18 protein-coding genes and 2 pseudogenes are annotated in these 20,297 nt (G+C 65.0%); 7 read left to right on the forward strand and 13 right to left on the reverse strand.

Going from position 1 to position 20,297, the window contains the following annotated elements:
• Positions 1-111: 111 nt before the first annotated feature.
• Complete coding sequence (locus tag DFLDMN_RS14470; protein WP_423195618.1) at positions 112-723, forward strand: TetR/AcrR family transcriptional regulator; 612 nt, start codon at positions 112-114, stop codon at positions 721-723.
• Here DFLDMN_RS14470 and DFLDMN_RS14475 read toward each other — a convergent pair.
• The 3 genes from DFLDMN_RS14475 to DFLDMN_RS14485 form a co-directional block, all read right to left on the reverse strand.
• Positions 716-1,234: a 2,4'-dihydroxyacetophenone dioxygenase family protein gene (locus tag DFLDMN_RS14475; RefSeq protein WP_423195619.1), complete on the reverse strand. Its 519-nt coding sequence runs from the start codon at positions 1,232-1,234 to the stop codon at positions 716-718. The two genes, DFLDMN_RS14470 and DFLDMN_RS14475, sit on opposite strands and share 8 nt — an antisense overlap.
• A gap of 66 nt (positions 1,235-1,300) precedes the next feature.
• Positions 1,301-1,735, reverse strand: coding sequence for an ester cyclase (locus DFLDMN_RS14480; protein ID WP_423195620.1), 435 nt, complete (start codon positions 1,733-1,735; stop codon positions 1,301-1,303).
• An 84-nt stretch (positions 1,736-1,819) separates the two neighbouring features.
• Positions 1,820-2,611 (reverse strand): Bug family tripartite tricarboxylate transporter substrate binding protein, encoded by a 792-nt coding sequence (locus tag DFLDMN_RS14485; RefSeq protein ID WP_423195621.1) that lies wholly within the window; start codon positions 2,609-2,611, stop codon positions 1,820-1,822.
• 889 nt (positions 2,612-3,500) lie between these two features.
• Between DFLDMN_RS14485 and DFLDMN_RS14490 the strand changes: the two genes are divergently transcribed.
• Positions 3,501-4,190 carry a hypothetical protein gene (locus tag DFLDMN_RS14490; RefSeq protein ID WP_423195622.1) on the forward strand — a complete coding sequence of 230 codons (690 nt, stop codon included), beginning with the start codon at positions 3,501-3,503 and terminating at the stop codon, positions 4,188-4,190.
• Between the two features lie 252 nt (positions 4,191-4,442).
• Here DFLDMN_RS14490 and DFLDMN_RS14495 read toward each other — a convergent pair.
• Positions 4,443-4,688: pseudogene (locus tag DFLDMN_RS14495) on the reverse strand (transposase); the annotation flags it as partial.
• A gap of 90 nt (positions 4,689-4,778) precedes the next feature.
• Between DFLDMN_RS14495 and DFLDMN_RS14500 the strand changes: the two are divergent.
• Complete coding sequence (locus DFLDMN_RS14500; RefSeq protein WP_423195623.1) at positions 4,779-5,873, forward strand: LacI family DNA-binding transcriptional regulator; 1,095 nt, start codon at positions 4,779-4,781, stop codon at positions 5,871-5,873.
• A 70-nt stretch (positions 5,874-5,943) separates the two neighbouring features.
• Here DFLDMN_RS14500 and DFLDMN_RS14505 read toward each other — a convergent pair whose 3' ends face one another.
• On the reverse strand, positions 5,944-6,927 hold the full coding sequence (locus DFLDMN_RS14505) for a tripartite tricarboxylate transporter substrate binding protein (RefSeq protein WP_423195624.1): 984 nt from the start codon (positions 6,925-6,927) through the stop codon (positions 5,944-5,946).
• Between the two features lie 24 nt (positions 6,928-6,951).
• Positions 6,952-8,133 (reverse strand): pyridoxal-phosphate dependent enzyme, encoded by a 1,182-nt coding sequence (locus tag DFLDMN_RS14510; protein WP_423195625.1) that lies wholly within the window; start codon positions 8,131-8,133, stop codon positions 6,952-6,954.
• Positions 8,134-8,234: 101 nt separating this feature from the next.
• Here DFLDMN_RS14510 and DFLDMN_RS14515 point away from each other — a divergent pair, with 101 nt between their 5' ends.
• Positions 8,235-9,146: a LysR family transcriptional regulator gene (locus DFLDMN_RS14515; RefSeq protein ID WP_423195626.1), complete on the forward strand. Its 912-nt coding sequence runs from the start codon at positions 8,235-8,237 to the stop codon at positions 9,144-9,146.
• A gap of 99 nt (positions 9,147-9,245) precedes the next feature.
• Here the strand turns inward: DFLDMN_RS14515 and DFLDMN_RS14520 are convergent, their stop codons facing one another.
• From DFLDMN_RS14520 to DFLDMN_RS14535, 4 genes and pseudogenes are all read right to left on the reverse strand, one after another.
• The gene (locus tag DFLDMN_RS14520) at positions 9,246-11,522 is read right to left on the reverse strand and encodes a molybdopterin cofactor-binding domain-containing protein (protein WP_423195627.1); all 2,277 of its coding nucleotides are present in this window, start codon (positions 11,520-11,522) and stop codon (positions 9,246-9,248) included.
• 11 nt (positions 11,523-11,533) lie between these two features.
• A complete protein-coding gene (locus DFLDMN_RS14525) occupies positions 11,534-11,992 on the reverse strand; it encodes a (2Fe-2S)-binding protein (protein ID WP_423195628.1) in 459 nt (152 codons plus the stop codon).
• A 57-nt stretch (positions 11,993-12,049) separates the two neighbouring features.
• Positions 12,050-12,809: pseudogene (locus tag DFLDMN_RS14530) on the reverse strand (SDR family oxidoreductase).
• Positions 12,810-12,817: 8 nt separating this feature from the next.
• Positions 12,818-13,609 (reverse strand): SDR family NAD(P)-dependent oxidoreductase, encoded by a 792-nt coding sequence (locus tag DFLDMN_RS14535; RefSeq protein WP_423195629.1) that lies wholly within the window; start codon positions 13,607-13,609, stop codon positions 12,818-12,820.
• 261 nt (positions 13,610-13,870) lie between these two features.
• Between DFLDMN_RS14535 and DFLDMN_RS14540 the strand changes: the two genes are divergently transcribed.
• Together DFLDMN_RS14540 and DFLDMN_RS14545 are read left to right on the forward strand one after the other, a co-directional pair.
• Positions 13,871-14,821 carry a GlxA family transcriptional regulator gene (locus tag DFLDMN_RS14540; protein ID WP_316867830.1) on the forward strand — a complete coding sequence of 317 codons (951 nt, stop codon included), beginning with the start codon at positions 13,871-13,873 and terminating at the stop codon, positions 14,819-14,821.
• Between the two features lie 83 nt (positions 14,822-14,904).
• Entirely contained in the window at positions 14,905-15,711 is an 807-nt protein-coding gene (locus DFLDMN_RS14545) for an alpha/beta fold hydrolase (RefSeq protein WP_423195630.1), read from the forward strand.
• Positions 15,712-15,800: 89 nt separating this feature from the next.
• Here DFLDMN_RS14545 and DFLDMN_RS14550 read toward each other — a convergent pair whose 3' ends face one another.
• The 3 genes from DFLDMN_RS14550 to DFLDMN_RS14560 are packed head-to-tail and all read right to left on the reverse strand — an operon-like array spanning position 15,801 to position 19,091.
• Entirely contained in the window at positions 15,801-16,853 is a 1,053-nt protein-coding gene (locus DFLDMN_RS14550; protein WP_423195631.1) for a carbon-nitrogen hydrolase family protein, read from the reverse strand.
• Positions 16,854-16,874: 21 nt separating this feature from the next.
• Positions 16,875-18,728 carry a solute symporter family protein gene (locus DFLDMN_RS14555; protein ID WP_423195632.1) on the reverse strand — a complete coding sequence of 618 codons (1,854 nt, stop codon included), beginning with the start codon at positions 18,726-18,728 and terminating at the stop codon, positions 16,875-16,877.
• Between the two features lie 9 nt (positions 18,729-18,737).
• On the reverse strand, positions 18,738-19,091 hold the full coding sequence (locus DFLDMN_RS14560) for a DUF485 domain-containing protein (protein ID WP_316867825.1): 354 nt from the start codon (positions 19,089-19,091) through the stop codon (positions 18,738-18,740).
• A gap of 260 nt (positions 19,092-19,351) precedes the next feature.
• Here DFLDMN_RS14560 and DFLDMN_RS14565 point away from each other — a divergent pair, with 260 nt between their 5' ends.
• Positions 19,352-20,281 carry a LysR family transcriptional regulator gene (locus DFLDMN_RS14565; protein ID WP_423195633.1) on the forward strand — a complete coding sequence of 310 codons (930 nt, stop codon included), beginning with the start codon at positions 19,352-19,354 and terminating at the stop codon, positions 20,279-20,281.
• Positions 20,282-20,297: the final 16 nt, after the last annotated feature.

A 20,297-nucleotide genomic window follows, 5' to 3' on the forward strand; every position in this document is an offset into this window, starting at 1 on the left:
ACCCGCCACCCTTATGTTTTCGTGTATGGTCGGCCGCGTTTTCCGCCGCCGGTGTTAAGATAAGGCTACCGATTCGGCAAGAAGATTACTACATAGTAGCGAGATTTACTAATGAGTATTTTCGGCAGGCTCAGCTTCAAGGACCAGGCGTTCCAGCTGCGCGAGGACGCCATCCTGGACGCGGCCACACGCATCCTGGCGAGCAAGGGGTTCGACCTGATGACCATGGACGACGTGGCCACCGAAGTCGGCATCTCCAAGCCAAGCCTCTACAAGCATTTCAAATCGAAGGACGATCTGGTCGCGGCGGCGATGATTCGCCTGATCGACGGCGCACTGGCGTTTCTCGACGGCCTGCCGGACGATCTGGATGCGGTGGGACGCCTGCGCGCGTTGCTGGAGTGGGCGTTGCGGGTGCGGCTCGCGGGTGGGTTGCCGTTCCTGCCGTCCACCAGCCCGAGCGTGCGCGACATGCTGACGCGCAATCTTGGCTATGTGGCTCGTGTGCTCAAGCTCAACGGGCAATTGAAGGGGCTCGTCGCCAGGGCGAAGAAGGCCGGCCAGCTCGATGCCAGCCTGCCCGACGACGTCATTCTGTTCAGCTACTACTCACGCACGTGCGATCCGGCCGTGGAGTATCTGCGGATCTACGGCAAGCTCGACGACGAAGCGATTGTCAGCCATATGCTGGACGTGTGCTTCGGCGGGATCGGCGTCAACTAGGCTCTGGCTCGCGCGAAAACGTCGCGCCGCCCGTGGGGCGGATGTAGCGCGGCGTGGGCAAGCCCATCGCCCTGGCCGCATTCAGGATGCCGTCCTCGATCGCGCCGGCGTCGCGCACTGACTGGTATTCGCCATCCTTGAAGATGACGTTGGCGCCGTAGACCACCATGAATCCTTCGGCCGCTTCCTTGGCGTCGGCAGGTACCGAGAACGTATGAACCGAGCCGCCGGGCTCGTACAGGTAGCTGCCGGCGGTCTGACGGTCGTCGGGGTACTCGGTATAGTTCCATTCGCCCCGGGTGGTGAAGAAATGGACGGTGCCGGTGTGAAAATGCGGCGGCAGCGTGGTGCCGGGTTCGAACTTGCCGTACAGCACCCAGACCCCGTTCTCGCGGTCGAGGAAAAGCGGGATGATGGTGGAGCCCGGTTCCGAGCCGGCAAATTCGACAGCCTCGCGAATATTGACGGTCAGCAGGCGATCCTGATGGGTAACGGCCTTGGGTAATGCCATGGTGCCAATCTCCTGAGACGACGGGGGTATCGCGTCATGTCGCGCCATCGTCGGTAAAAAAAATCCTCAGAGCAGGCCAAGCGCGCGCAGCTTGGCATCCGGTGCCGAATACGGGCGTTCGCAGATGATCTTGTCCGACTCCGGCCCAAACTCGAACGTGGCCGCCATGCGTACGCGAAAGGTGCGGCCCGTCGGCGCGAAGGTCTTGCCGTTGGCCTGGAGCGGGCCGAGATGCGTGCCCTGCAGCCAGAACTCCACCAGCACCGTGTCATCGGCGGCCGCGATGCAGATGATCTCGTTCGTGAGGTCGGGGAAAGGGATGCGCGATGCATCGAAGTAGCCGCGTACCTCGGTTTCGCCATCGAAGACCGCGCCGCTGCCGTGCATTTCGTAGCGCGGGTGCGCAAAGGTATCGATAACGGCGTCCCAGTCGTGCACGCATTCGAGGGCCATGTGATCGCGCACGGTATGGATGCGTGCGGCGTCAAGCGCTGCTGACATGAAGAAAAGCTCCTGTGATGAATACCGGTGTTCGGGGTTTGGTGTTTCGATGAGCGAGGCGCGCATACGCGCGCGGCGTGGGGCTCAATCCAGCTTGATATGGGCCTGCGTGGCGATCGCCTTCCACATCGGGATGTCGCGCGCATTGGTCGCCTGTTGTTCGGGGCCCGGCACGTACCTGGCCGTGATGCCCAGCGACAGCAGCTTGTTGGCCACCTCCGGGTCCTTGAGCGTGGTCTCCAGCACGTGCGACAGCTTGTCCACGATGGGCTTGGGCGTTTTGGCCGGCACGTACATCACCCAGGTCAGTTCGCGGTCGAAATCCACGCCCTGTTCCTTGTAGCTCGCGACGTTCGGCAGGCTCGGCGAGCGTCGCGTGCAGACGGCCAGCGCCTTGACCTTGCCTTCCTTCACGAACGGCGTGGCGGTCACCATATCGACGAAGCCCACCGAGATATGGTTGCCGAGAATGTCGGTCACGATCTGCGAGGTGCCCTTGTACGGCACATGCTGCATGCGCATGCCGGTCTTCTGGCTCAGGACCTCGCCGCAGAAGTGGCCGGTGGAACCGGCCCCCCAGCTTGCATACTGGATTGGCGTGCCATCCTTGCGCGAGAGTGCGATCAGTTCCTTGAGGTTGTTGGCCGGATACTGGTTGGCCGCAATCATCACGATGGACGAGCTGCCGATGGCGCCCAGGCTCTGGAAGTCGCGCACCGGGTCGTACGGCAGCTTGGCGTAGGTGGCCGGCGCGAGCTGGTGCGTCGACATGCCGCCGATCATGATCGTGTACCCGTCCTGACCTGCCCCCTTCAATAGGGCCAATGGGCTTCTGTTTGCAGGGGGCAGGTCAATTGCCCAGACAGAATCCGGCATGACGGATTCTCATGCTGGCTGTTGGGGTGGGAAGCATCAGAAGGCCCGCGTGTGTCAGGATTTATGTTGCTCCAAACGGAAAGGAATGGCTGCCGGATGCATAAAGGGAGCTATCGGATTCATGCAAGGTTCCGTTGTGGCAGTACAACATCATCGTTTGTAAGTGAGTACATACACGATCTAGATTCCAGCTATGACTGTTCTCCTGTTGTTATAAAAAGCCTGCGGAATTCAGAGAAAAGAAAAATGCCGATCGGACCGATCCGCAACCTATAAGCTTTCTCCGCAAACTTAGAAGAGATTCCCTGCTGACACCAATTCCGTCCGAGAACGGACAAAAATAACTATGAAAATAGGCGCTCTTATTGCCTTCCTGCTAGTACTAACGACGTGTTCGGCGCATGCCCAGTAAGTCCAATCCCAGAGTTGCGCGATCCTGACGCGATCTCATTCGAAAATGGCAACCGCTGGAGATCTGATAGGCTTACTGTGGAATATCAAGAAAAACTTGCCTGTGTACGAAACGCGGTCACTCCAGCGGGTGGCATCTTGGCTACAGGATCCGCTTGGCGCTCGTCGGCCTATCAGGCGTACTTGCAGGCGATCCTTGCGAAGGCGGTGAACTGTCAAAATGGCAAGGCCGCAGCGAAGTGAACGGGCCTGAGTGTGATGAGGTTAGAGCGGACGTCAGCAGTGAGATGGCTCGACACAGCCTTAAGCGAGGACAACTGGTCGCGGCGCAATGTACTTCGCGCCATGAGCACGGTATGGCGTTCGATGTCACTCCCCAAGGCTTATCTTGTCCACAGATCGATGATACTGCCGCACAATGTAGTGTTAGCCGTCGAGCCGTAAGCGGTGAGGCATGGAATTTCCAGTGAGAGATTCAATGAAAAAGCACTTTTTTCTCGGACTAATGTTATCCATAACAGCGGCCGCCTCCATGGCCGCTCCCGCTGCATCTGTATCCCTCACCATCTTCAAACGAGGTGGGAGCACCGTGTACCAATACACAGTTACAAACAACACCGACGTGCCAATCCTCAGCGTTTCGATCGGACTGACGTCGAAAAAATTGCCTAATCTCAAGTCCAAGATTTGGAAGAGCGATATAGCGGCGTACTGGTCCGTATATAACCGCACCGGTGTAGAACCGAATTATTTCGCCATTGATGCATCTCGGTGTACGCCATTTGCTGGAATGGTATGTGCGCTTCAATATTATCCAGACTCCGATGATGCGATTGAAGACGTGAAAGGGTATGTCGTCTTCGATTGGGTGGGTGCTTACCAACCCGGTGACTACAGCACTTTGCCTCCAAGGCCGGACACGTCTCTCATACTCCCTCGTACGTCGAGCTCTGTAGCCGAGCTCATTGTTCCAGCACCGGACGCTTCACTGTCAACTAGTTATGCGTTAATAGAGTTTGCCGGCACCGTTGCCGAGCGTGCTCCATTCCCCGAGGTTGTTGGTGGCTCAACGCTCGTACCGATCAACAGCGTCACCGCGTCAAAAACAAATGCTGCTCCGGCAAGGAAAGTCGTTCCGGCCGTTCGCCCACCGTTCGCTAGCAAATGAACAGCGGGCTGATGCGAGCGTTTGTGCGCAAACGTGTTCTAGATATCTGACGAAGGCTATGGTCCGCGGGGCAGGAGTGGGTGTGGTTGAGGCCCTTCGGGTTGATATCTCCACTCCCGTGGCAGATGCAGGTGTCAGCTATCTGCCGGCGAAACAAGCTCGGCAAACCACGCAGACCAATAATAGTGCGAGTGCCTACCGTGCTTCGCCGTTCGACGTTGATCGATAGCCGGACGCGGGCGAGGTGGCGGGCGCCACCTTCAACGCTTCCATATCGAGCATTGCTCCGGCCAGCAGTTTCTTCAGCCGGGCATTCTCCACCTCAAGGTCCTTGAGCCGGCGGGCTTCCGAGACTTCCCTGCCACCGAACTTTACGCGCCAGGTGTAGAACGACGCGTCACTGAACTCGTGCTTCCTGCACAGTTCCTTGACCGGCATACCGGCCTCGGCTTCCTTCAGAAACCCGATGATTTGCTGTTCCGTAAAGCGCTTCTTCATGTTCGTCTTCTTCTCCGAAAGCGAACTTTACTAGACTCCGGCTGGCGCCTGTTTGCAGGCGCAGGTCACCCCTTACCGCCAGCACCATAGATGACCAGCCGAACGCGCAATACCGGTGCCGATACGCCCGCCCGCGTCACCATTCGTGACGTGGCGCGCGCGGCTGGCGTGTCGCTGGGCACGGCGTCGCGCGCCCTCAATCGCAGCGGTCCCGTCAGCGAGGCCGCGCTGCAAGCCGTGGAGCGCGCGGCAAAGGCGCTGGCCTATGCGCCGGACCCGATCGCGCAGAGCATGCGCACCGGCACGTCGGGCGTGGTGGGCCTGCTGGTGTCGGACCTTGCCAACCCGCTCTATGCACGCATCATCACCGCGGTGGAAAGCCGTTTGCAGCGCGAAGGCTATGCCATGGTGGTGGGCAACACGCACAACAGCAAGGCGCAGGAAGAATTGATGGTGGACCTGTTCCGCCGGCGCCGCGTGGATGGCCTGATTCTGGGTCCGTGCGAAGTGGAGCGCGCCGATTACCTTGAACAGGTCTCGCGCGACCTCGCCGTAGTGGCGATGGACCGCGACTTCGGCGCGCATGGCGCCGGGGTTCATGTCGATCATTTTCGCGGCGCATACGAAGCGTGCCGCTATCTGCTCGACCTCGGACACACGCGCATCGCGCTCATGACATCCGATGGCGCCTTGCGCCCCGGACGCGAACGCATCGAGGGATATCGCGCGGCACTCAGGGAGCGTGGCGTGGCGGTGGACGAATCGCTGGTGCGCGCCAGCCGCTCCGCGATGGATCTGTCGTTCAGCGACGCCCTGGCGCTGCTCTCCGCCAAGGCGCGTCCCACCGCATTTATCTGCCTGGGCACGCGCATCCTGTCCGGCGTTCTTCAGGCCACGCGCCAAAGCGGCCACCGCGTGCCGCACGATGTCAGCCTGATCTGCGTCGGCGACGGCGATCTGCCGCAACTGTACGCGCCGGCCATCACCGCGATCAGTTGGGATCTGGAAGCCGTGGGCACGGCCGCGGCCGAGATCCTGCTGGGCGCGATCGGCGGTGGCGACGAGCGCGCCGAGACCAGGGCAAAAGACCAGACCAGGGCGCACGGGCGACAGGAGGTGCGGCTGACCACGCAGATCATCCTGCGCGAATCGTGCGCGCCGCCACCCGCCATCGAACCTTGGTAGCGCCTTAGCCCTTCGCCCTTGGCCCTTGGCCCTTAGCCCTTGGCCCGTAACCGCCTGCACCCCTGGACGCTCACTCGGGCTGAATCCCCGCCTGCTTGACCAGGCTGGCCCAGCGGTCCACCTCGCCACGCATGCGCTCGCCAAGCTGCGCCGGCGACGATGCCTTGAGGTCGATGCCCTGGCTGTCGAGGCGCGCCTTGGTCTGCGGGTTGGCCAGCGCCGCGCGCACTTCCTCCGATAGTCTGTTGATCACCGCAGGCGGGGTACGCGCCGGCGCCACCAGGGCCCACCACTGGCTGACCTGCATGCCCGGCAGCCTGGCTTCGGCCGCGGTCGGCACGCCGGCGAGCGCCGCCAGCCGATTCGGACCCGTCACCATCAATGCGGAGATCTTGCCGGCGCCGAGCAGCGCGCTGCCGCTGGCGAGGGTCGCAAAGTGCCCGGCGACCTGTTGCGCCGACACGTCCGTCAGCGCCGGGGCGGAGCCGCGATACGGCACGGCGTCGATCGCGAGGCCGGCCTGCGTCTCCAGCATCTTGGCCGCGAGGTGGCTCAGCGTCCCGTTGCCGCTGGTGGCGAATTGCAGCGGCGGTGTGCCCGCCTTGTGCGCATCGGCAAGAAAGCGCTGGATATCGCCGGGCCGATAGCGCGTGCTGTCGGCAAAGAGTACCAGCGGCGATTCACCCAGCAACGAGATGGGCGAGAGGTCATGCAGGACGTCGTACGACATCTGGCGGAATACTGCCGGCGCGACCGCATGCGCGAGTTCGACCACGCCCAGCGTATAGCCATCCGGCGTGGCCTTCGCCACGGCATCGATGCCGATGCGTCCCGAGGCACCGGCGCGGTTGTCCACCACCACCGGCTGCTTCATCGATTCGCTCATGCGCTGCGCGACGGCACGGGCGAGGGCATCGGTGCTGCCGCCCGCGGCCCACGGTACGATCACGCGGATCGGCTTGTCGGGAAAGGCCGCGTGGGCAACGGGCAGCAGTGCGCACAGCAGGCTCGATACGGAGAGCGTCAGTGCAGCGGTCAGGCGTCTTGGGTTCATGGGTGCTCCGGCAGTGTGTGGTGATCAGATTTGCGCGGGGTCGCGGTCGCCGCGCGCGGTCAACATCAACAGGACCGTTTCGGTGGCGGCGATCCGTCCCTGGGCGCTAAGTGCCTGGGTCGCGGCAAAGCCCGCGCCCGCGCACCACTCGACCCAGAAGCCGGCGCCGGCCAACGCGCGCGTGCCCTCCCGCGCGGCGGCATCGTCGACGACGAGGGCACCGCCGCCGGACCGCGTGATGGCATGCACCTGCTGCGCGGTCACGGTCGACCCCGCCGTCGAGAACTGACGCGTGCGGCCGGCAAAATCGCCTTGCAGCGAGGCCCCCGCGAGTACCCGTTGCAGGCGCGCAAATGGCTCGATGGCCCATAGCTTCGGCATCCGTGCCAGGCGGCCAAGTGCCACCAGATCGCGCAGCGCGCTGTAGATGCCCCAGAGCAGGTCGCCGCGCGCGGTCGGCACCATCACATGGTCGGGCAGGCAGCCTTGCGCCACCCACTCCAGCGCCACCGCGCGATATCCCTCCACGCCAAAGACCGGACTGCCGACTGCCGGCACGCTGAAATTGGTCAGCGCAAAGGCGCCATCCTCCCTCACGCGTCTGCGCACATGATCCCAACGCGCATGTCCGGTCTCGCAAATGACCCGGCGGGCGCCGTAGCAACGCAGCGCGGCATCGAATACGGCCGGCAATTCCCGATAGGTCGCCACCTCGCACTCAAGCCCGGCCGCCGCGCAATAGGCCGCGGCGGAGACGGCCGCGTTGCCGCTCGACGCAAGCACCACTTCGCGCGCACCGGTATCGAGGGCGCGGCAGATGGCCTGCGCCGACATGCGGTCCTTGTGCGAACCGGTGGGATTGGCGCCCTCGTTCTTGATCCACAGCGATGCCACGCCTGCCTGCGCTGCCAGCTGCGGCACCGGTAGGCAAGGCGTGTTGCCTTCGCCTAGCGACACGCCGTCCAGATATGGCAGCCAATGCCCCCATGTATAACTTCCGCTTTTTGCGGCAAAATCCAGCTCGCCGTCGCCATGGTGGCGATAGACGCCTTCGAGACTGCTCGGCTGGCCGGTGCGGGCACAGGCCGGGCAGCCTTCCGGCAGGTCGGCGAGAGGATACTCGGCGTGACAGGTAATGCATCGCAGTGCATGCAACGCGGGGTTTGCCACCGGACGGGCGGCTGGTTGGGGACGGCTTGGATCCATGGAGACTGGGCAAATGGTCATGGCCGCAGTCTATGTGAGGCGGTACGGGGCAAGCGAAGGCGATTTGTGGTTTTGATTAAGTAAAACTTATAGGATGGATGATGGCAACGGACCCTGAGGCGCCAATCAGTGCCCGCCAGATCGAGGTGTTCCGCATGGTCATGCGACTGGGCTCCGCACGCCGCGCCGCTGCCGCGCTCCATATCAGCCAGCCGGCGGTGACCCAGATCGTGCTGCAACTGGAGAAGGCGGCACGGCTGCGCCTGTTCGACCGGACCAAGGGCCGCATGGTGCCGACGCCGGAAGCCACGTCACTGATGGACGAGGTCGATCGTGTCTATGTCGGCCTTGACGCCGTGCAGCGCAAGGTGAACCACCTGCGCTCCAACGAGGACACGGTGCTGCGCGTGGGCGCGCTGCATGCGATGGCCTCCAGCGTCATGCCGGCGGCCGTGACGGATTTCATTCATCACTATCCGCGCGTGCGCTGCCAGCTCGAGGTGGACAGCTCCCGCGGCCTGCGTGAACGCCTGCTGCAGCGGGAGCTCGATATCGCCTTTATGGGCGATGAGGCCGACACCAGCGGCCTGACGGCTTCAGAGTTCTACGCGGTCCAGGCGGTCTGCGCCGTGCCCGCGACGCACCCGTTTGCCGCTCGCGCCCGGGTCGGCGTCGAGGATCTGGCCGAAGCGCCGCTGATCGGGCTAGACAGCACGGACCCGGCGCAGCGCCAACTGGAAGCCTCCCTGGCCGGGCAGGGCGTGACACCGCGCTTTGTGGCGACCACCCCCTATAGCCATACGCAGTGTGCGCTCGTGCTGGCCGGCGCAGGCCTGGCCATTACCAATCCACTGGTGGCGCGTGTCTATGTGCCGCTGGGGCTGCGCAGCGTACCGCTGGTGGCGCCGGTGCGCTTTCGCTCGGTGCTGGCGTTTCATCCGGCGCAGGGACAATCGGCGGCGGCGCAGCAGTTTGTGAGTTTCTGTCGGCAACGGCTGGCCGACCTCGGGTAGGCCAGCCGTTGCCGGCAGTGCGGCGTGCTGCCGGGGCACTGGGTCGCCCGTCACGCCAGCGCGCGATGCCGGCGTGGACGCAGCGTGGCGGGCAACGTGTCAAGCCAGCACGAATGGCAATTGCCGCTGCCGCTTGCCGGTCAGGCGGAACAGCGCATTGGCGACCGCCGGCGCGAGGCCCGGCACGCCGGGCTCGCCCAGCCCCGTGGGCGGATCCTCGGACGGCACGAAGTGCACATCGATCTGCGGCGTCTCCGGCATGCGTGGCGGCGGGTAGTCGGGGAAGTTGCTGTTTTTCACCACGCCGTTCTCGATGTCGATCGCAAAGCCGGGCTTCATCATCGCCATGGCGAATACGCATGCACCTTGTACCTGCGCCTCGGCCGTCAACGGATTGACCACGCGATTGGCATGCACGCCCGCAGTCACGCGATGCACGCGCGCTTCGCCCTTGCCGAGCGAGACCTCGACGACGTAGGCCACCGCGGTATCGAACGACTCGTGCAGCGCCACGCCCCAGGCACGCCCCTTGGGCAGCTTGCGCTTGCCATAGCCGGACTTGCCTACCGCCAGTTGCAGCGCCGCGCGATGCCGCGCGTGTGTCCTGGCATCGAGTTGTGCCATGCGCCATGCCACCGGATCCTGCTTTGCCGCGGTAGCCATCTCGTCGATCAGCGTTTCCTTGACGAAGCCCGTATGGGTATTGCCCACCGAGCGCCACCACAGGACCGCGACATCGACTTTGGGGTGGTGCACGGTCAGGTGCAGCGGCAGTCCGTAGTCGTTCTGCACGATGCCTTCGGTCATGGTGGAATCCACGCCATGTTTGACCAGCGCCGGCTCGAACGGGGTACCGGTGATGATCGACTGGCCGACGATCGTATGCTGCCACGCGACCACCTGACCCCTGGCGTCGAAGCCGATGCGCGCGCGATGGACGTGCAGCGGACGGTAATAGCCGCCCTTGATATCGTCCTCGCGGCTCCAGATCACCTTGAGCGGTTCGGTATGCCCCTTCGCGATCCACGCGCGCAGCACGCCGGCAGCTTCCGCCACATAATCGGCGGTGGGCACGGCGCGGCGGCCAAAGCCGCCACCCGCCATCATCGTGTTGAGCGTGACTTTTTCTGGCGGCAACGACAGCGTATGCGCGATGGCCGCCTGGTCGATGGTCTGGAATTGCGAGCCGATCCACGCCTTGACGCTGGTGGCCTTGCCGCCGCTGACCTCCGCCTGGAAGGTGCAATTGAGCGGTTCCATGGGGGCGTGCGCGAGGTAGGGCAGCCGGTACTCGGCATCGATCACGCGTGTGGCGCGCGCCAGGGCCGACTGGATGTCGCCGCCCTCCAGCGGGCGCGCCACCAGCCCGGGCTGCGTGGCGAGCTTGCTGTATTCCTCGAACAGCGCCTGCGTGCTGACCTTCGAGCCCGCATCTTCCCATTCGATCTGCAAGGCGTCGCGGCCGAGCTTGGCCGGCCAGTAGCCGCGCGCCACCACCGCGATGCCATTGCCGCCGCGATCCACCGGAACCTGCAGCACATCCACCACGCCGGCAATCGCGCGCGCCTTGTCATCCTTGAACGACTTGACCTTGCCGCCAAAGCGCGGCGGATGGGCGACCACCGCCACCACCATGCCGTCCAGTCGCGTATCGAGTCCGAACACCGCGTCGCCACGCAGCTTGGACGCCGCATCGAGCCGTGGCGTGGGCTTGCCGATGATGCGGAACTGCGAGGGGTCCTTGAGCGTAACGGCCTGCGGCACCGGCAGGCGCATGGCCGCGCTGGCCAGTTCGCCGTAGGTGGCGCGGTGCGTGCCGGAGGTCACCACGCCCTGGGCGGCCACGCAGCGCTCGGGCGCGACTTGCCACTGCTGCGCGGCGGCCGCCACCAGCATCGCGCGCGCCCGTGCGCCAAGCTCGCGATACTGTTGATAAGAGTGAGCCAGCGCGGTGGAGCCGCCCGTCATCTGGATGCCGAAGCCGGGGTCGCGGTAGGCATCGCCGGCGGGGGGCAGCACCGAACGCACGTTCTTCCAGTCGACCTCGAGTTCGTCGGCCAGGATCATCGGCAGCGCGGTATGCACGCCCTGGCCGAATTCGAGACGGTTCACCGCGATGGTGACGGTGTTGTCCGGCGCGATGATCAGGAAGGCCTGTGGCGGGTAGGGCGTTCTGGTGGCTGCCCCCTCGTCGGCGGCGGCCGCGACGGTGGCGGGTAGCACGCCAATGCCGAGCGCGAAGCCGCCGCCGGCCAGGCTGGTCAGTTTGAGAAAGCTGCGCCGCGAGAGCGGTGCGATGCCCGCATTGGTTGCGGACGCCGACGGTACGCCGGGGCGGGCACCGCCCGCCAGCGCTTCAATGCCGCGATTGCGCACGGTCTGCTCCTTCAGGCGAGGGCACGCGCGGCATCCTTGATGGCCGCGCGAATCCGTTGATAGGTGCCGCAGCGGCAGATGTTGCCGGCCATGGCCTGGTCGATATCGGCGTCGGTCGGCCGTGGCCTGGTGCGGAGCAGCCCCACCGCGCTCATGACCTGTCCGTTCTGGCAGTAGCCGCACTGCGCGACGTCATGCCGGATCCATGCATCTAGCACGGCGCGACCGACCTTGTCCTCGCCCATGCTTTCGATGGTCTGGATCTGCATGCCGGCGGTGGCGGAAATCGGCATCACGCAGCTGCGCGTGGCGGCACCGTTGAGGTGCACCGTGCAGGCGCCGCATGCAGCCATGCCGCAGCCGAACTTGGTGCCGGTCATGCCGAGGTTGTCGCGCAAGGCCCATAGCAGCGGCGTGGAAGGGTCGGCGTCAACGTCGTGCGTCTTGCCGTTGATTGTCAGGGTAGTCATGGGGGCGGTAACTCCTGGAAAGCTGCCGTGCGGAGGGGCGCCCGGCAGGACATGCCATCAGACGGGGATGGGGTTCTCGGCGATGCTCTGGTTGAACGCGTGCACCAGCCCATGCTCGCCCAGTCCGGGGGTTGTCGCGCATGGCGCGAATCGACTCGACGAAGACTTCCGGCTCCTCGGTCGCCAGGCCTTGCATGGTCTCGGCGATAAAGTCTTCCAGCGGCATGGCGCGCGGATCGCCGCTCTTCTTGATCAGGTCGGTGTCGACCCAGGGCGGGGCAATCTCCTGCACCGTCACGCTGGTGTCGCGCAGCATGAAGCGCTGCGACAGCGCATAGGAGTGCAACGCGGCCTTGGACGCCGAGTACACGGCATTGGTCGCGATCGGCACATAGGCCAGCACCGACGTGTTGTAGAGGATGGTGGCGCGCGGCTGGGCCTTCAGGTGCTCGACCAGGGCCGATGTCATCAGCACCGCGCCGAGCAGGTTGGTGTCGAGAATGCGGCGGGACACGCCTGCGTCGATCGAGGTGGCGGGGTCGTCGAACGGCATGATGCCCGCGTTGTTGACCAGCACGTTGAGCGTCGGGTACCGGGCGATCAGCGCCTTGCCCACGCGCGCGATGTCGGCGGCATCGGCGATGTCGAGTTCCACGCCCTCCATGCCGGGGTGCGTGGCGGCGATCTCGTCGAGCAGCGCCTTGCGGCGGCCGGCGACGATGACCTTGTTACCGAGGGCATGGAAAGCCTTGGCGAGCGAGAGGCCGATGCCGGAAGTGCCGCCCGTGATGAAAATGGTATTGCCGGTGAGTTGCATGGCCGACCTCAGGCGTCGTAGCGCGGCGCGGCCACGCGGGAGGACAGGTTCGGCGACATGGCCTCGCGTGCGGTTTCCCACGCCTGCCACTGTTTCTCGTCGTGCAGGGACGGGATCGAGGCAAAGGTGCCGGCGTCCAGATCGTGCAGGGCGGCGTCGACCAGCGTCTCCGGCGTCATCACCCAGCTTTCCGGAAGATTGGAGGCGGGCATGCCGGCGGTATCCCAGAACGCGGTGCCGGTCGCACCGGGTAGCACCACCTGCACCTTGACGCCGGTCTCGGCCAGTTCCTTCTTCAGCGAGCGGCTGAAGGCCAGCACGAACGCCTTGGAGCCGCCGTACACGCCGTTGAGGATCTCCGGGGCGATGGCCACGATCGAGGCGATATTGATGATGGTGCCGGTGCCGCGCGCTACAAAGGCCGGTGCGGCGGCATAGCAGAGCCGCATGATCGCGGTCACGTTGACGTCGATCATGCGTTCCATGTCGTCGACAGCCGACTGCGCCAGCGTGCTGGCGCCGCCGAAGCCGGCGTTATTGACCAGCACGCTGATCCATTGGTCGGTCGCCAGACGCGTCTCCACGGTACGGAGGTCGGCACGGTCGGTCAGGTCGGCGACCATGATGTCCACCTTGACGCCGTGGCGGCTGCCGAGCTTCTCCGCCTGCGCGCGCAGGCGATCTTCGTTGCGTGCCACGAGCAGCAGGTCGTGGCCGCGTGCCGCGAGGCGGTCGGCATAGATGGCACCGATGCCGGACGATGCGCCGGTGACGAGTGCGGTTCCGATGGGTGAGGGCATATTGCTGTCCTTGGACTGATTGCGGATGGCTGACCATGTGGCGGGGTGCTCACGGTGACGCCAAGCATAGACAGGCGCCTGGCCGCGCGACTGACGTATTGACGGAGTTTCCGGACACGGCGCGAGCGTGCGGAAAATCAGGACATCCGCGAAGCAAATCCGGACAGCACGGTGTCCGAACTTGACGGCCCGATGGCATGTGAATACATTGGGGCCGTCAGTGAAAAGCAAACGAGGGCCGTTGATTCAAGGCGATAACTTATGCGACAGATCGGCTTGATACTTGAAGACGGCTTCCAGATCATGGGCTTCACCGCGCTCACGGCGTTCGAACTCGCCAATGTGGAGCTCGGTGAGGATGGCTACCGGATGACGGTGCTGTCCCAGTCCGGCGGCACGGTGCACTCGACCATCGGTGTCGGCATCGAGACCACCGCCTTCGGCGAGATGCCCGATACCTTGATGGTGGCCGGCATCCGGGCACCCGGCCCGATGAGCCCCGCGCTCAGGTCGTTTATCGCGCGCGCCGGTGACGAGGCGCGCCGTGTCGCGGGCGTATGCACGGGCGCATTCGCGCTGGCCGAGGCCGGCCTGCTCAACGGCAAGACCGCCACCACCCACTGGCTGCATGCACGCCGCCTGCAGGAGCGCTTTCCGGAAGTGCGCGTGGACGAAGACCGGATCTTTGTCCAGGACGGCAATATCTGGACCTCTGCCGGCATGACCGCGGCCATGGACCTGGCGCTTGCGCTGATCGAAAGCGATCATGGCGCCGCGCTGGCGCGCAACGTCGCGCGCCGCCTCGTGGTTTATCACCGGCGCCTCGGTGGCCAGTCCCAATTCTCCGCCTTGCTGGAACTGGAGCCGCGCAGCGATCGCGTCAGGCGCGCGCTCACCTATGCCAAGGAACATCTGCGCAACCCATTGACGGTGGAGGAGCTGGCCGACGCGGCGAGCCTGTCGCCGCGCCAGTTCAGCCGCATCTTCCGTGAAGAAACCGGCCAGTCGCCGGCCAAGGCGGTCGAGATGCTGCGGCTGGAGGCTGCACGCGCCATGCTCGAGGATGGGCGTCATCAAATGGATACGGTGGCGCGCGACACCGGCTTTGCCGATCGCGACCGCATGCGGCGCGCCTTTGTGCGCGCCTACGGCATGCCGCCCAGCACGCTGCGACGCGGTTTTGCCACGGTGACGGCGGACGAGGCCGAATGACCTAAAGATAGGCGCATTCGTCATATCGGGTCCCGGCGGCCGCGGCTACGCTTCGTGGATCGCCCTGACAAGATCATGACACCATGACCCGATCGTTCCCCATCGAGACCTCGCATGGCCGCCTGGCCGCGCGTGAAACCGGACCCGCGGGCGGCATCCCGCTCGTCCTGCTGCAACGCTTTCGCGGCACCATGGACGATTGGGATCCGGCGTTTCTCGACGCGATCTCGGCCGACCGTCGCGTCGTCTGGTTCGATAGTGCCGGCGTCGGCAGATCGGCGGGCAAGACGCCCGAATCGATCGCCGGCATGGCGGCGGTCGCCGCCGAGGCGATCGAGTCCCTGGATGTCCCCCACGCGGACGTGCTCGGCTGGTCGCTCGGCGGGGTGGTCGCACAGCAGCTGGCGCTGGACGCACCCCACCTGGTGCGCCGCCTGATCGTGGCGGGGTCCAGCCCGGGCGGTATCAAGGACGGTCCGCAGCCTCATCCGCGCGTGCCGCAGGTCATGACGCGGCCCGTCAACGGCACTGAGGATTTTCTGTTTCTCTTTTTCCCCGAGACGGAAGCGGCCGTCACCGCGGGCCGCTCGTCACTGGCACGCATCGCGGCCCAGCCCGATCGCGGTCCCGCCGTGTCGGCCGAGGCCTTTATGGCACAGGTCAAGGCCATCTCGTCATGGGAGGGTGTGCTGCATCGTGCGGCCGAACTGCGTTTGCCCATGCTGGTGGCCAATGGCGCGCATGACGTCATGTTGCCCGCGTATCGTTCCTACGTGCTATCGCAGCAGGCGCCCGATGCCAAACTGGTGCTCTACCCGGACGCCGGCCATGCGTTCCTGTTTCAGGAAATCGAAAGCTTCGCCGCCGAGATCGACTGGTTTCTTTCCTGAGCCGGTCGATGCGCGCGGCAGCACGCCGGCCAAGCATCCATCGTTCGATCGATGGCGCGGCCGGCTGCCGCTGCCCCGTAGCGGCGGGTTCAGATCACGTCGAGTAGCGCGGCATCCGCGCCGGCCCGTTCACCGCTGGCCTGCTGCGTTGGCGTTGCGGGACCGTCGGGCGAGAACCGCGCGGGTGTCAGCCGCCGCCGGTCGATCTCCACATTGAACACATCGAAGCGGTTGTAGTACCCCACGATATCGTGGAACTGCTTCGGCTCGATGCACGCGTTGAGGTCGAACGTCGCATACGCGAGCCCTTCCTCGGTTTGCAGCGTATCGCCGATCACGGCCCCGGTGGGATCGAGGAACTGCGTGGCCGCGCGCGGTGTGTTCTCCAGCACCTCGATCGCCTGGCGGTCGCCGCTGGCGGCAAGCGCATCGAACATGGTCCGGTCCAGAAAGCCGGCATTGAGAATGCCGAAGGCCTTGGCCTCGAACGAATGGCCGCCGGCACGAATGCGATTGGCCGCGAGGTTATCGAAGTTCTGGCCGGAGCCGGGCATGCGCGTGGGCCAGATCGCCGGCCACGCCGAGATATGGATCTGTTCGCCTTGTGCCGCCAGCGAATACCGCGCGAGCGGGTTGGTATTCTCGCCGCAGATCAGTGCACCGATGCGGCCGATGCGGGTATTGCTCACGCGCAGGCCGTGGCCGTCGCCCGGAGCCCACACCATCTTTTCGTAGAAGGTGGGCACCAGCTTGCGATGGTGATTGAGGAGCGTGCCGTCGTCGCCGATCAGGACATTCGAATTCCAGATGCAGCCGACGCTGACCTCGGTGCTTTCACTGAAGCCAAGCGAGACGAGGACGCCATGGCGCCGCGCCGCGGCCTGGATCTGCGCCATCTCGGGGCCGTCCACCAGGATGCTGTTCGACACCATGCGCCGGAACCAGTCGTGGTTATAGATCGGTGCCCACAGGGCCGCCCATACCGGAAAGCCCGGCACGAACGATTCCGGAAACACGACCAGCTCGGCGCCATGGCGCGCGGCTTCCTCGATCAGCGAGACCGCCTTGGAGACCGTGGCGGCGGCGTTCATATACACGGGCGCGGCATGCGCGGCCGCGACCTTGACGATAGGTAGAGTCATGATGGTGTGTGCAGTAGCAGGTTAGTGCGCCACGGCCTCGGCCGCGCCGATGCCCGTTTCACGGCGCACGGAAAGTTCGGCCCAGCGCGACTCGGAGAGCCGGCTGCGGCTGAGCAGGGAAAACAGGAAGACCAGGAAAAAGCCGAACGGGATGGAAATGATCCCGGGGTTGCGCAGTGCGATCAGCGGCTTGCGCAGGCCCACGATGCTGCGCGCGTCGTCGGGAATCGCTGCCACGGTGGCCTGCGCCGCACCAAGCTGCCCAGCCAGCTTCTGCCGTTGCGTCGCGTCCTGCGTGTTCTCGATCTGCCGCGCAAGCGTGGTCGCCGTCTTCATGGCCGCTTCCCTCTGCAGCAGCGGATAGGTCATGTTGGGCGAGACCAGCACCAGCCCGATCGAGAGCAGCGTGCCGCCGACCACACCCGCCACCACGCCAGCGGTATTGCAGCGCCGCCAGTACAGCGTGCACACCAGCGCGGGCAGGTTGGCCGAGGCCGCCACCGCGTAGCCGAGGCCCACCAGCTGCGCCACGTTCTGGCCCTTGGCGGCGATGCCCGCGCCCACCGAGATCGCGGCCATCAACAGGGTGGCGACACGCGCGGCCGCGACCTGTTCGCGTTCCGTGGCCACGCCATTCTTGATGGCACCGACGTAGACATCGTGAGCCAGCGACGACGCCGCTGCCAGCGTCAGGCCCGCGACCACGGCCACGATGGTCGCGAACGAGACCGCCGCGACGATGGCGAGCATGAAATTGCCGAGCAGGCTGTCCGGTCCGCCGCCCAGAAACTGGGCCAGCATCGGCGCAGCGAGGTTGCCGCCCTTGTCCATGGCGAGAATGGCCTTGGGGCCCACGTTCAACGCGGCGGAAAACCCGATCACGACGATCAGCAGGTGACACAGGCCGATGGCGAACATCGCGTACAACGCCGACTTGCGTGCGGCCTTGGCGTTGGGCACCGTAAAGAAGCGCATCAGGATATGCGGCATTGCCGCCGTGCCCAGCACCAGGGCCATGCCGAGCGAAATCTGCTCCAGCGGGTTCTTGAGGTACAGGCCCGGGGCCAGCAGCCGTTGTCCGGCGTCGGCCACGCTGAGCGACGAGCCACCCCCCACCAATCCCTGCACGTGCTGCTGGATGGCCGCATCGCTGATCACGCCACGGAAGAAGGCTTCGATATTGAAGCCATACGGCATCCACGACAGCATCACCAGGATCAGGCAGAACGAGATCAGCAGGATCGCCTTGAGCACCTGCACCGAAGTGGTGGCACGCATGCCGCCAAACAGCACGTACATCAGCATCAGCACACCCACGGCCGTTACCGACAGCTCGTACGGAATGCCGATCAGCGCGCGCACGATCACGGCACCGCCGACAATCTGCGGCACCATGTAGAACAGCGCCACCAGGATGCTCGATACCGCCACCACCAGCTTGGTGGCGCGGAAGTTGTTGCGGAACGCCAGCACGTCACCGAGCGTGAACTTGCCGAGGTTGCGGCAAGGCTCGGCGATCAGGATCAGCACCGGGATAAAGGAGACGAAGAAGCCCACCACATAGCTGATGCCATCCAGGCCATACAGCGCGATCAGGCCCGAGACGCCGAGGAAGGCCGCCGCGGACAGGTAATCCCCCGCGATGGCGAGCCCGTTCATGCGGGCACCGATGCCACCGCCCGCGGTATAGAAATCGCTCGCGGTCGCATTGCGGCGTGCCGCGACCCAGGTAATGCCGAGCGTGAGCAGAAACAGCACGGCAAACACGCCGAAGGTCAGGCCGCGATTGTCGGCGCTGACCAGCGTGGGGACGTTGGCCAGGGCAGCGCCGCTGGCCGCGCTGAGCGGCAGGGCGCACAGGATGCGTTTGAACATGGCGGCCCCTCAGGCGACGGCGCGTTGCGCCACGGCGCCGGCCGGGCGCGGTGCCATGGCTTCCCTGGCGCCGGTGGTGAGTGCCGCGGCCATGGCATCGAGGCGGCGCAGTTGCACCGCATAGCGCCAGGCGATGGCACCGCCGATAAAGTACTGCGCCACGTTGTACCAGAGACCGAGCGTGGTGGACGGCGTGATCCGGATCAGCAGCAGTTGAGGCGCGAACGTGGAAATCAGCGGCAGCGAGAAGAAGAACGCCATGCTGATGGCAAACAGCCGGACCATCACGATCCGCCGCTGGCGTACCAGCTCGGCAAACTGTGGATGGTCGAAGAGCGCGTGATAGTCGGTCGACTTGGGCATGACGAACCTCAACGGTTGGGAAGGGAAGGGACCGCGCTCCACTGGCATGGGCGCGAGGCGGGGACACCCTGCGGTGCCGCTGCGACGGAAGATTAGAGACGCCAGCCGCGCGTGAAAAGCCGAACTTCCGCGCCCCGCCTTGCAAATTTGCAAGGCACCGCTCGCCCTTGTCTGGGGCGGATTGCACAGGGAAAGTGCCTAGAGGGTTTTCCCTGAAACGGCGGGTATGCTTGCAGAAACCCCTGCAGGCTTTTTGCGCCATGTCCCAAATCAACCCGAACTGGCACGACCTGAAAATCTTCCTGGAAGTGGCGCGCGCCGGCACCTTGGGCGGGGCCGCCCGCCGGCTCAAGTGCGACCAGTCGACCATCAGCCGTCACATCAGCAGGCTGGAAGAAGCGATCAATGCACCGGTATTCGAGCGCGACAACCAGGGCCTGCATATCACCGCGCGCGGGCAGGCCCTGCTCGAGTATGTCGAGGCGATGGAATCCAATGTGGTCGCGCTCGGCGAATTTCTCGGCGGCTCGCACAAGGAACCGTCCGGTACGGTGCGCGTTGGCACCATGGAGGGGATTGCGTCGCTATACCTGTCCGGCGAGTTTGTCCGCTTCGCGCAGCGATACCAGAAGATCGCCGTCGAGCTGGTGACCACCACGCAACAGATGCATGTGAACCAGCGCGAGGCGGATGTGTTCCTGAGCTTCTTCCCGCCCGACGGCAAGTCGCTCGACGTGGTGCCGATCGGTGCGTTCCCGCTGCATCTCTATGCTTCGCCCGATTACCTCGCCCGGCATGGCACGCCGCAAAGCCCCGGCGACCTGCACGACCATGCGTTCGCGACCTACGTCGACGACCTGATCCAGCTCGATACGGTGCGCTGGCTCGACGAAGCCATCACGCGGCCACGCATCGGCTTCCAGTCGTCGAGCATGATCGCGCAGTTGTTCGCGGCGGCGGCAGGGGCCGGCATCGTGATGCTGCCGTCGTTCTCCCGGGCGGAACGCTTCGGTCTGGTCAAGGTCCTCGAAGGCCAGGTCAAGGCAAGCCGGACCATCTGGATGACGGTCCATCGGGACTTGCAGTATCTGCCGCGCATCAAGGCGGTCACGCGTTTCCTCGCAGAAACGATCTCGCGTGATCATCCGCTGCCACGCAGCGCGCAAATCCGCATCGGGACGGGTAACTGAAGTCGAGCGATGCCGC

This window comes from Cupriavidus sp. H19C3 (assembly GCF_049393815.1).
In the GTDB taxonomy this organism is placed as follows: domain Bacteria; phylum Pseudomonadota; class Gammaproteobacteria; order Burkholderiales; family Burkholderiaceae; genus Cupriavidus.

Coding starts and splice junctions, on each gene's coding strand:
- DFLDMN_RS14470 (WP_423195618.1), top strand. CDS start 112: ATGAGTATTTTCGGCAGGCTCAGCTTCAAGGACCAGGCGTTCCAGCTG.
- DFLDMN_RS14475 (WP_423195619.1), bottom strand. CDS start 1,234: ATGGCATTACCCAAGGCCGTTACCCATCAGGATCGCCTGCTGACCGTC.
- DFLDMN_RS14480 (WP_423195620.1), bottom strand. CDS start 1,735: ATGTCAGCAGCGCTTGACGCCGCACGCATCCATACCGTGCGCGATCAC.
- DFLDMN_RS14485 (WP_423195621.1), bottom strand. CDS start 2,611: ATGCCGGATTCTGTCTGGGCAATTGACCTGCCCCCTGCAAACAGAAGC.
- DFLDMN_RS14490 (WP_423195622.1), top strand. CDS start 3,501: ATGAAAAAGCACTTTTTTCTCGGACTAATGTTATCCATAACAGCGGCC.
- DFLDMN_RS14500 (WP_423195623.1), top strand. CDS start 4,779: ATGACCAGCCGAACGCGCAATACCGGTGCCGATACGCCCGCCCGCGTC.
- DFLDMN_RS14505 (WP_423195624.1), bottom strand. CDS start 6,927: ATGAACCCAAGACGCCTGACCGCTGCACTGACGCTCTCCGTATCGAGC.
- DFLDMN_RS14510 (WP_423195625.1), bottom strand. CDS start 8,133: ATGGATCCAAGCCGTCCCCAACCAGCCGCCCGTCCGGTGGCAAACCCC.
- DFLDMN_RS14515 (WP_423195626.1), top strand. CDS start 8,235: ATGGCAACGGACCCTGAGGCGCCAATCAGTGCCCGCCAGATCGAGGTG.
- DFLDMN_RS14525 (WP_423195628.1), bottom strand. CDS start 11,992: ATGACTACCCTGACAATCAACGGCAAGACGCACGACGTTGACGCCGAC.
- DFLDMN_RS14535 (WP_423195629.1), bottom strand. CDS start 13,609: ATGCCCTCACCCATCGGAACCGCACTCGTCACCGGCGCATCGTCCGGC.
- DFLDMN_RS14540 (WP_316867830.1), top strand. CDS start 13,871: ATGCGACAGATCGGCTTGATACTTGAAGACGGCTTCCAGATCATGGGC.
- DFLDMN_RS14545 (WP_423195630.1), top strand. CDS start 14,905: ATGACCCGATCGTTCCCCATCGAGACCTCGCATGGCCGCCTGGCCGCG.
- DFLDMN_RS14550 (WP_423195631.1), bottom strand. CDS start 16,853: ATGACTCTACCTATCGTCAAGGTCGCGGCCGCGCATGCCGCGCCCGTG.
- DFLDMN_RS14555 (WP_423195632.1), bottom strand. CDS start 18,728: ATGTTCAAACGCATCCTGTGCGCCCTGCCGCTCAGCGCGGCCAGCGGC.
- DFLDMN_RS14560 (WP_316867825.1), bottom strand. CDS start 19,091: ATGCCCAAGTCGACCGACTATCACGCGCTCTTCGACCATCCACAGTTT.
- DFLDMN_RS14565 (WP_423195633.1), top strand. CDS start 19,352: ATGTCCCAAATCAACCCGAACTGGCACGACCTGAAAATCTTCCTGGAA.